Genomic DNA, 9,163 nt, shown 5'->3' with positions numbered 1-9,163 from the left:
CCTCGGGGGTTCCGGCCGGTCAGGCCCCCGCGCCGACGCCCGTGGTGATCTCGCCGGCCTCCGGGGTGCGGGCGGCGGCGGGTCGGGCGCGGACGGCGAGGACGGTGCAGCCCTCGGCGCTGGACATCTGGTGGCGGGTGCCGGGCTCCTCGACGACGAGGTCGCCGCGGTGGAAGCGGCGTCCGTCGCTGTGGTCGAGGGTGCCGTCGAGGACGAGCATCAGCTCGTGGCCGAGGTGCTCGTGGAAGTCGCCGTGCGCGCCGGGCGGGAAGCGCAGCAGGAGCGAGGCGGAGTCCTCGTCCTCGGCGGGGTCGGGGCCCCAGAGGACGACGTACTCGACGCCGGCGCGGCCGGGTTCGGTCCAGGGCACCCAGGGCAGGTCGGTCTGGTCGAAGCCGCTGCGGAGCACGTCGCGGAAGACGGTGACGTCAGGCACGGGCGGGAACCTCCGGGGCGCGCTGGGCGACGATGGACGGGATGCCGTCGGGGCCCCAGGGCCGGGGTCCGGTGACGATGGGGGCGCCGATGAGCGAACCGAACTCGCGCCAGGCGCCGTCGTAGTTGCGGATGTCGGGGAGCCCGAGGAGCTCGCTGAGGACGAACCAGCTGTGCGCGGAGCGCCAGCCGACGCGGCAGTACAGGACGGTGGGGACGTCGGTGCGGACGGCCGCGTAGGCGCGGGCCAGTTCCTCCCGGTCGCGGAAGGTGCCGTCGGGGTGGACGGCGGTGTTCCAGGGGACGTGTTCGGCGGAGAGGGCGTGGCCGCAGCGCACGCCGAGGTCCTCGGGCACGCCGGGCGGGGTGTTGCTCCGCCCGAGGTACTCCTCCGTGGAGCGCACGTCGAGGATCTGGTGGCGGCCGATGTGGTCGAGCATGTCCTCGCGGCGGGCGCGGACGGTCTCGTCGACGGCGGGTACGGGGTAGGCGACGGGCTCGCGCTCCGGGACGTCCCGGGTGAGGGGGCCGCCGAGCGCCTCCCAGCGGGCCCGGCCGCCGTCGAGGAGCCGGAGCTCCCGGTGGCCGTACAGCTTGAACTGCCAGTATCCGGCGGCGGCCCACCAGTTGTTGTTGCCGCTGAGGAAGACGACGGTGTGCCCGTCGGTGATGCCGTGCCGGCCGAGGAGCGCGGCGAAGGCCTCGGGGCCGATGACGTCCCGGCGCACCGGGTCCTGGAGGTCGCCGGTCCAGTCCAGGAGGACGGAGCCGGGTATCCGGCCCTGTGCGCCGCCGCCGTCGGTGATCTCGACGACGACCGTGCGCTCGTCCCGGGTGGCGGGGTTCCTCAGTCGTTCCATGAGCTGCTCGCAGCCGACGAGCAGTCTGTCTCGGTTCACTGGCGCTCCGTTGGGGGTGTGGGCGGGAAGGGGGCCGGGGGTCACCACCAGTACGTCGGGTACTTGCCGATCGCGCCGAGCCGGGAGGCGAGCACGCCCACGAGGACGAGCAGGGCGCTGCCGACGCCGAGCAGGACGAGGAAGCGCAGGGGTGCGGGGTCCTGGAGGACGGCGAGGACGGCGGTGGCGGCCGCGGGCGCGTGGACGGCCCGCAGCAGCAGCATCAGGCCGACGCTGAGTCCGGCGGCGACGGCGGCGACCCAGAGGGAGTGGCCGAACAGGGCGACGGCGACGAGGCCGAGGGCTCCGGAGCCGAGCTGTCCGAGGAGGACGCCGCGGGGCTGGGCCGGGGGCAGTGCGGGGGTGCTGCAGATGATCATCGCGGTGGCGGCGAGGGGGGCGATCATCAGGAGGTGGCCGGTGGTCTCGCCGAGCGCCACGAGGATCAGCAGCGAGGCGACGGTGGCGAGGCTGCCGAGCGCGGCGGGCCGGGGGCCGGGGAAGGGCGGGGATCCGCCCGCCCATCGGCTCCGGGCGGGCGGGGCCGCCGGACCCGCGGGGGTCTGGGTCTGGTTGCTCACGGTGTACTCCTCGTGCGACGGGCGGGCGGCGGGGCGGACCGGTGGCGGGAAAGGGGCCGGCGACCGGGGCGGAACGGTGGTGGGAGCGGCTCGGCGGGGGGCGCGGCGCGGTGGTGGGAGCGGCGCGGCGCGGTGGTGGGAGCGGCTCGGCGGTGGGGACGGCTCAGCGGTGGGAGCCGGTGAAGTAGCGCATCGCCTGGCGGTGGACGACCTTGCCGATGCGGTGGCCCATCTCGATGCCGGGCTCGTTGTCGAAGCTCCAGTGCATGCCGCCGTACACGCGGGAGACGCCGGCCTGGTGGGCGGCCTCGCTGAAGGTGGCCCAGTGCAGGACGACGTCGGTGCGCGGGGTGAGGCCCGGTTCGACGGTGGAGGCGCCGGCCTCGAAGCGGTACGAGTCGCCGAAGGAGTCCGAGCCGGTGAAGCGGCGGAGGAACTCGGCGGCGGCTCCGGAGAAGGTGCTGTGTCCGGAGACGGTGGCCGGGAAGGGCGGAACGGCCACGTAAGCCTGCCAGTTCACGCCGTCCATGGTGACGGTGCCCTGCCCGGGACCGCCCCAGGCGCGGATCTGCTGCCCCCGCCGGTCGTAGGGGACGAGGGTGGAGGGGCGGGCGAAGTCGTACGAGCGCTTCACGGCCCAGGAGGCGATGGCGGCGTCGCACTCCGCCATGTTGAGGCCGAAGAACAGCCGGGCGTCCTCGTCGACGCCGTGGCCGTCGCGGGCGGAGACGTACCGTCCCCACATCTGCTGCGCGCCGGGCGGGGTGACGTCGTCGTTGAGCCAGAACTCGGCTATCGCCTTGTGCTCGTCCGTCAGGTTCGCGCTGATGTCGAGGAGTTCCTCGATGGCCGCGGTAATGCGGACGGAGGGGTACGCGGGCGGGGCGGGCACCGTGAACTGGTCGGGGCTGCTCAGGGCGAAGGGCCGCGTGACCGCGAACTGCGGGGTGAGGTACTTCTGCGTCCTGCCGTTCACGATCAGCGGGGTCCAGTGCGCCGGGTCCGTGATCGCGGCCGGGTCGAAGGCCCCCGCGGTCTGCGGGCCGTTGCGCGGCTGGTAGCCGGTGGTGTCGCCGTACGCGGGGGTGCCGAGCTGGTTGGCGCCGTCGGCGTGCCGGTACTCCAGGACGGCGCGGGCGGTGCGCAGCCCGATCCAGGCGGGGCTGTACGGGCGGGGGTCCGTGAGCTCGGGGTCGCCGCCGAGGCTGCGCAGCATGGAGTCGATGGCGACCTTGTACTCGGGGTACAGGTCGAGCAGGGCGAGGTGGGCCGCGTAGCCGATGGCCTCGTTCTTGTTGTCGAGGGTGCGTTCGGCGCGGGGGCGGCGCAGGGAGCCGCCGAAGCGGGTGCCGACGGCGTGGGGGTCGTAGCAGGCCCAGGCGTCGTAGATGGCGTTGTGGACGATCGCGAGGGCGCGGGCGTTCACGGTGGCGGGGCCGAAGCGGTTGCCGGCGGCGTGGTAGCGGCCGAGGATCGCGTCCATCGCGGCCTGGTTCCAGCGGACGACGACGCTGGGGTCGGCCACGGCGCCGGGGGCGCGGCGGCCGGTGCGGGTCTCGGCCTCGAAGCTGGTGGGGACGGCCCGGGCGGCGGTGCCGGACAGGGCGAGTGCCCCGGCCGCGGCGGCGGAGGTGGTGAGCACCCGGCGCCGGGTGAGCGGGGTGCGGGCCGCGGCGGTCGTGGTGGGGGCGGTGGGTCGGTGGGTCATCCGGGGTTTCCTTCGCATGCGGCCGGGAGCGGACGGACTCGGTCCGGGCCTGTGGGTCACCCACGGCCGACGTCACCCGGGATCAAACACAAACTCGAACAGTCCTCAGGCTGGCGAGAATTGATCGCGTCCGGCAACGGCCGATCGACTTCTTCCATCGCGGGCATGCAAGGAAGCGATGGGCATCGCGGGGGTCCTCGGGACGTCGCTAGCGTGAGCCCACGGCGTCCGCCCTCCGGCCGCGATTTCGGCGTGATCCGAGCGGTCCCCGCCCGGCTCCGCCCCCGTCCGGCTCCGATCCGCCCCGTCCGGCCCGCCCGGCCCCGCGTCGACCCGTGTTGGAGATGCCCGCGCATGACCGTTTCCTCCGAACTGACCCCTTCCGTCACCGCCGTCGTCCCGCCGCCGCACGCCGGCGCCTTCGACCGGCTCGCGCCACGGCTGCACCGGTACGGCCTGGGGATGCTCCGGGCCGGCCTCGGCGGGGTGTTCGTCTGGTTCGGCGTCCTCAAGGTCATCGGGCTGAGCCCGGCGGCCGCGCTCGTCGTCGCCGTCCTGCCCTTCCCCGCCGGGAGCTGGTTCGTGCCCGCGCTCGGCTGGGCCGAAGTGGCCCTCGGCCTCTGGCTGGTGTCGGGCCGCGCCCGCGCCGCCGCGCTCCCGGTGCTCACCGCCCACCTCTGCGGCACCTTCGCGGTGCTCGTCCTCACCCCGTCGGTCGCCTTCGCCCACTCCAACCCGCTGCTGCTCACGCTGGTCGGCGAGTTCGTCGTCAAGAACGTGGTGCTGCTCGCGGGCGCGGTGGTGGTGCTGACCCGCCCGGGGCGCACCGGCGGCCACCGGTAGGGACGGCGGTGGCGCCGGTGACGCCGTGCCGCACCGGCCCGGCAGGCCGCGCATCCCGTTCGCCCGGTCCTCGCGCCCCTCCTCGGCCCGACCCCCGCGCCCTCCGCCCCTCCCCGCTCCCTCCCCCTCAGAGATTTCCCCTCCGCTTCACCCCAAAGGAGGGTTTACGCGCCGAAGCACCTGGAAGACATCCCCTGGTTCGTACAATACCGAGCAGTCGGTTTACAACTACGGGAGCCCTCGGTGACCAAACAGGAGCGGGCCACACGGACACGCGACGCACTGATCAGGTCTGCGGCCGAGGAATTCGACCGGTACGGCTACGCCCTGGCCACGCTCTCCGCGATCAGCGCGAGAGCGGGCGTGAGCCCCGGAGCCCTCCACTTCCACTTCGAGAACAAGGCCGCGGTCGCCGAAGCCGTCGAGCAGGAGGCCTGCGCCACCCTGCGCCGGACCGCCCGGATCGTGTACGGCCGGCGGTCGAACGCCCTGCAGAACCTCGCCGACACCACGCACGCCCTGGCCCGGCTGCTCCGCGAGGACGTCGTCGTCCGCGCCGGCTTCCGGCTCAGCTGCGCCGACGACTCCCGTACGGAGCTCAGCCTGCGCCAGGAGTGGCACAGCTGTGTGCAGCAGCGGCTCGCGGAAGCGGCCGACGAGGGCCTGCTCGCCGTCGACGCCGGAGGCCGTCAGGACCTCGCCCGCACCGTCGTGGCCTCGACGATCGGCCTGGAGACCCTCTGGCGCGACAACGGCGAATGGCTCTCCCCCCGGACCGTCACGGGCCTGTGGCGCACGCTGCTGCCGATGCTGGCCACCCCCGAGTCGCTCGCCGGACTCGACCCCGCGGGGAGCCCGGCCGCGACCGGCGACGCCCGCGTGCCCGTCGGCTGAGCGTCCGGTCCGCCACGGGGGCCGCGCGCGAGCGGCGGTCAGAGCTTGTAGCCGCCCGACACGTCCACGCACTGGCCCGTGATCCAGCGCGCGTCGTCGGAGACGAGGAAGCCGACCACGTCCGCGATGTCGGCCGGCGTGCCGAGCCGGTTGAGCACCGAGTGGGCCGCGAGGGCGGCACTCGCCTCCGGCGTCGCGCGGCGGTGCGCGTTCATGTCCGTCGCGACATAGCCGGGGGCCACGGAGTTCACCGTGATCCCCCGGGGCGCCAGCTCCTTGGCGAGGGCCGGGGTCATCGTGTCGACGGCCCCCTTGGTCATCACGTACGTGACGGATTCGGGGAAGGCGCGCTTCGTCGCGGCCGAGGAGATGTTGACGATCCTGCCCCCGTCGCGCATGAGGCCGAGGCCCCGCTGGACGAGGAAGAGCGGGGCCTTGACGTTGATCGCGAAGAGCCGGTCGAAGACCTCGGCGGTCAGCTCGTGGATCCGGCCCGAGCCGCTCGCCGCCGCGTTGTTGACGAGGATGTCGAACTCCGGACCGGCGCCCCGCTCCGCGAGCCCCGCGTCCAGGGCGGTGTAGAACGCGTCCACGGCGTCCGGCGCCTCCAGGTCCGCGCGGAACGCGAAGGCACGGCCGCCCGCCTCCTCGACGGCCCTCACCGTCTCGTGGGCGGCCGCCTCGCTGTGGCCGTAGTGCACGGCCACCAGGGCGCCGTCCCCGGCCAGCCGCTCCGCGATGCCTCTTCCGATGCCGCGGCTCGCCCCGGTGACGATCGCGGTCTTCCCCGCCAGCGCGGACATGTCGGTGGTGCCTTCTTTCTGTGCGGGGACGGGTCCGCCCGAACGCGTTCGGGGACGGCTCCGCCCTGGAAGCCGGCTCAGGAGCGGCCGAGGAGGTCCCGGTACCACGGCATGTGGTCCGCGATCGTCGCGGTGAAACCCGGCCCCGGGTCCTGGCCCCACTCCCGCCAGGGGCGGTCGTCCTCGAACCAGTGGTCGGTGGCGAGCATGGCGAGGTGGTGCTGCGCGAAGGGGAGGTCCGCGAGCAGCGTCCGGGCCTCGGCGATGTCCACCGCCGGCCCCCGGGTCCCGCTCCCCCCGTCGACGAGCGTCTCGGCGACCGCGAGCAGGTCCGTCACCGGAACCGGCTCCGGGTGGTTGACGTAGTGGGGGCCCGGCCGCGTCCGCGGGGAGAGCGCCGCGCCGAGCAGGGCCCGCGCCAGGCTGTCCACGTCGATCAGGGAGTGCAGCGAGGAGCCCCCGTCGAGCGGGCCCGGCAGGGCGGCGAGCAGCCGGACCAGGCCGGGCATCAGCTGCCGGTCGCCCGTGCCGTACACGAGGTGGGGGCGCAGGACGGTTCCGCCCGCGTCCAGGACGTGCCGCTCCCCCGCCGCCCGGGTGCGGCTGGTCGCCGACCCCGGGGCGAGCGGAAGCGTGCCGGGGCCCGCCGCCCGGAACGGGCCGCGGCCGTGGACGGAGGCCGTGCTCAGGGAGACGATCCTGGTCACCCCGGCGCGCACGGCGGCGTCGACCAGGGCACGGGTGCCCTCGTCGTTGACGGCACGGGCGACGTCCTCCGTCGCCCCGATCGCCGAGGCGCAGTGGATCACCACGTCGATGCCCTCGCAGGCGCGGCGCAGGGAGTCCGGGTCACGGAGGTCGCCGGTGACGACCTCGACCCCCTCGTCCCCCGGCCCGGACGGCGGGGCGAGCGGGCGGCGGGCGAGCAGCCGTACGTGCGCCGGTTCCGCCGATGCCGCGGCCGTCGCCGCCACCCGGCCGCCGATGAATCCGGTCGCGCCGGTGATCAGTGTGCGAAGCCCCATGGTTCCCGGTCCGTTTCAGCCCGCCAGGCAGCTGCCGAGGCCGGCTCCGGCCACCGTCAGGTCCCGGGACGGGGAGGTGAGCGTGGAGAGGAAGACGGGTCGGCCGTCCTGCAGACCGGTCACCCGCACGGTCTCCGTGCCGGGGGCGGTGCCGGGCAGGCTCTCGGTCTCGATCCAGCACGGGCTGTCGAGTTCGGCGTACCGCGAGAAGGAGACGTCCATGGCGGTCGGCAGGTACGCGCCGCCGCCGAGCGTCAGCGTCGCCGCCTGCCGGGCGGCTTCGAGGAGCACCATTCCCGGTATGTGGTCGTTCGGCCGCCGGAAGAGGGTGGGGTGCTGGGTGTTGATCCGCAGCTGCCACTGACCGGGGCGGGTGCCCGGGCCGAGGACGACGTCCTTGGCGTGCTCGCGGCCGACCAGCCGCGGGGGGACGCCCGGGATCAGCGGAACCGGCCGGCCGAGGGCGGCCATCCGCTCGCCGCGGACCCGGCGGTACGCCAGGGCCGAGGTGCAGCGGGCCGCGGCGCCGCCCGTGGCGAGGTGCCGGCCGTCCCTGGTGAGCACCATGGTGGTGCGCAGGTTGCGGAGGCCGCCGCGGCGGCTGTCGAGGTCGGAGCAGACGACGTCGACGGTGACGTCCGAGGAGAGGCCGTCCACGGCGAGCGCGTCGGCGTCCGCGGTGTAGTGGAGGCCCCACATGACGAACTGGTCCTCGACGGGTACCCCGAATTCGGCATGAGCGACGAGCATGGTGGTCTGGCGTATCGTCTCGGCCACCAGTACGGGGTCGTGCCGGTCCCCTGCCACCGGAGAGAAGAAGGGATGCGCGGCAGGCCAGCGAGCGGAGACGGAGAACCGGTTCTCCGCCAACTGGGTCCACCCCGTGGGGATGATGTCCGCGGGATCCGCTCGGTGAACGAACTCCCCGGGGACGCATGTCGATGTCGCGTCTCGAAAGTTCTGATCCATGGATCCCCCTAGCATCCCCGCGCCCCTGGGCGGCGTACCCGCCCGACCTAGAATACGTACAGCCCGGTTTTCTTTTCAATGCTTCATGTCACACCACGGGCACAGACAGCGACACAGCGGGAGGCGCCTTGGCGCAGCAAGCGCGTGCAATCAAGACCCGGCAGGCGATCCTGCAGTCGGCCGCGGCCGTCTTCGCCGAACGGGGCTACGAGCGCACGACCATCGGGGAGATCCTGGTTCGCGCGGGGGTGACCAAGGGAGCCCTCTATTTCCACTTTGCTTCCAAGGAAGACCTCGCCCTCGGCGTGCTCGACGCCCAGATGCTCGACGTCCCGCTGCCCCCGCAGGCGATCAAGCTCCAGGAACTCGCGGACCAGGCCTTCCTGCTCGCCCACCGGCTGCAGCGCGACGCGCTCGTGCGGGCGAGCGTCGCCCTGGCCCTGGACAGCGGAGCCGTCGGCGTGGACCGGGTCGCCCCCTTCCGGGCGTGGATCGACCAGGTGTCGGAGATCCTCATGGTCTCGAAGGCGCGCGGCGAGCTGCTCGTCCACGTCGACGTGACGGACACGGCCTCGCTCTTCTCGGGCGCCTTCTCCGGGGTCCAGGCGATGTCCCAGATCCTGTGCGATCGTAAAGATCTGATCCATCGCGTCTCGGTCCTGCTCCAGCACTTCATGCCGAGCATCTGCACGCCGGCGCTGCTGACCGGCCTCGGCCTGACCGAGGAGTACGGCCGGAAGCTCGGCGCCGAATACGACGCGAACCGGCGCCGCAGGGAGCAGGCGAACTTCACGGAAACGGACGATTAACAAAACCGACTCGCCGGTTTTCAGAGCGCCCCGACGCAGAACAGCGTCGGGGCGCTCTGGCGTCATGGCACTGAGTGTGTTTTGCTGAGGGTACTCAGTGCCAAAAGCGTCTAGGGGAGCTCCATCATGGGTAAGGACTTCGACCTCTATCGGCCCTCGGAGGAGCACGACATGCTCCGGGAGTCGGTGCGTGCCCT

10 protein-coding genes are annotated in these 9,163 nt (G+C 73.5%); 3 read left to right on the top strand and 7 right to left on the bottom strand.

What is annotated here, in order from left to right; genetic code table 11:
* Positions 1–19: 19 nt before the first annotated feature.
* The 4 genes from IE180_RS33130 to IE180_RS37280 all read right to left on the bottom strand — a co-directional run bounded on the left by IE180_RS33130 (position 20) and on the right by IE180_RS37280 (position 3,623).
* Complete coding sequence (locus IE180_RS33130; protein WP_190160650.1) at positions 20–436, bottom strand: cupin domain-containing protein; 417 nt, start codon at positions 434–436, stop codon at positions 20–22.
* Positions 429–1,334 carry a sulfurtransferase gene (locus IE180_RS33125; protein ID WP_190160649.1) on the bottom strand — a complete coding sequence of 302 codons (906 nt, stop codon included), beginning with the start codon at positions 1,332–1,334 and terminating at the stop codon, positions 429–431. Before IE180_RS33125 ends, IE180_RS33130 begins: the two co-directional genes overlap by 8 nt.
* Before the next feature lie 41 nt (positions 1,335–1,375).
* The gene (locus IE180_RS33120; protein ID WP_190160648.1) at positions 1,376–1,915 is read right to left on the bottom strand and encodes an HPP family protein; all 540 of its coding nucleotides are present in this window, start codon (positions 1,913–1,915) and stop codon (positions 1,376–1,378) included.
* A gap of 163 nt (positions 1,916–2,078) precedes the next feature.
* Positions 2,079–3,623 carry a vanadium-dependent haloperoxidase gene (locus tag IE180_RS37280; protein ID WP_190160647.1) on the bottom strand — a complete coding sequence of 515 codons (1,545 nt, stop codon included), beginning with the start codon at positions 3,621–3,623 and terminating at the stop codon, positions 2,079–2,081.
* A 354-nt stretch (positions 3,624–3,977) separates the two neighbouring features.
* Here IE180_RS37280 and IE180_RS33110 point away from each other — a divergent pair, with 354 nt between their 5' ends.
* The gene (locus IE180_RS33110; protein WP_190160646.1) at positions 3,978–4,466 is read left to right on the top strand and encodes a hypothetical protein; all 489 of its coding nucleotides are present in this window, start codon (positions 3,978–3,980) and stop codon (positions 4,464–4,466) included.
* A gap of 243 nt (positions 4,467–4,709) precedes the next feature.
* The gene (locus tag IE180_RS33105) at positions 4,710–5,360 is read left to right on the top strand and encodes a ScbR family autoregulator-binding transcription factor (protein ID WP_190160645.1); all 651 of its coding nucleotides are present in this window, start codon (positions 4,710–4,712) and stop codon (positions 5,358–5,360) included.
* A gap of 38 nt (positions 5,361–5,398) precedes the next feature.
* Here the strand turns inward: IE180_RS33105 and IE180_RS33100 are convergent, their stop codons facing one another.
* The 3 genes from IE180_RS33100 to IE180_RS33090 form a co-directional block, all read right to left on the bottom strand.
* The gene (locus tag IE180_RS33100; RefSeq protein WP_190160644.1) at positions 5,399–6,163 is read right to left on the bottom strand and encodes a glucose 1-dehydrogenase; all 765 of its coding nucleotides are present in this window, start codon (positions 6,161–6,163) and stop codon (positions 5,399–5,401) included.
* Between the two features lie 77 nt (positions 6,164–6,240).
* Positions 6,241–7,188: an NAD-dependent epimerase/dehydratase family protein gene (locus tag IE180_RS33095; RefSeq protein WP_190160643.1), complete on the bottom strand. Its 948-nt coding sequence runs from the start codon at positions 7,186–7,188 to the stop codon at positions 6,241–6,243.
* Between the two features lie 15 nt (positions 7,189–7,203).
* Positions 7,204–8,157, bottom strand: coding sequence for a ScbA/BarX family gamma-butyrolactone biosynthesis protein (locus IE180_RS33090; RefSeq protein WP_190160642.1), 954 nt, complete (start codon positions 8,155–8,157; stop codon positions 7,204–7,206).
* 128 nt (positions 8,158–8,285) lie between these two features.
* On the opposite strand from IE180_RS33090, the gene IE180_RS33085 reads away from it, so the two are divergent.
* Positions 8,286–8,966, top strand: coding sequence for a ScbR family autoregulator-binding transcription factor (locus tag IE180_RS33085; RefSeq protein WP_190160641.1), 681 nt, complete (start codon positions 8,286–8,288; stop codon positions 8,964–8,966).
* Positions 8,967–9,163 lie beyond the last annotated feature (197 nt).

Origin of the sequence: Streptomyces litmocidini (assembly GCF_014649755.1) — a bacterium.
Classification (GTDB): domain Bacteria; phylum Actinomycetota; class Actinomycetes; order Streptomycetales; family Streptomycetaceae; genus Streptomyces; species Streptomyces litmocidini.
This window is presented reverse-complemented; position numbering and strand designations above follow the sequence as displayed.

Bases quoted from the DNA above. Each gene is read 5' to 3' on its own strand.
- IE180_RS37280 (WP_190160647.1), bottom strand. From the start codon at position 3,623: ATGACCCACCGACCCACCGCCCCCACCACGACCGCCGCGGCCCGCACC.
- IE180_RS33110 (WP_190160646.1), top strand. From the start codon at position 3,978: ATGACCGTTTCCTCCGAACTGACCCCTTCCGTCACCGCCGTCGTCCCG.
- IE180_RS33100 (WP_190160644.1), bottom strand. From the start codon at position 6,163: ATGTCCGCGCTGGCGGGGAAGACCGCGATCGTCACCGGGGCGAGCCGC.
- IE180_RS33095 (WP_190160643.1), bottom strand. From the start codon at position 7,188: ATGGGGCTTCGCACACTGATCACCGGCGCGACCGGATTCATCGGCGGC.
- IE180_RS33090 (WP_190160642.1), bottom strand. From the start codon at position 8,157: ATGGATCAGAACTTTCGAGACGCGACATCGACATGCGTCCCCGGGGAG.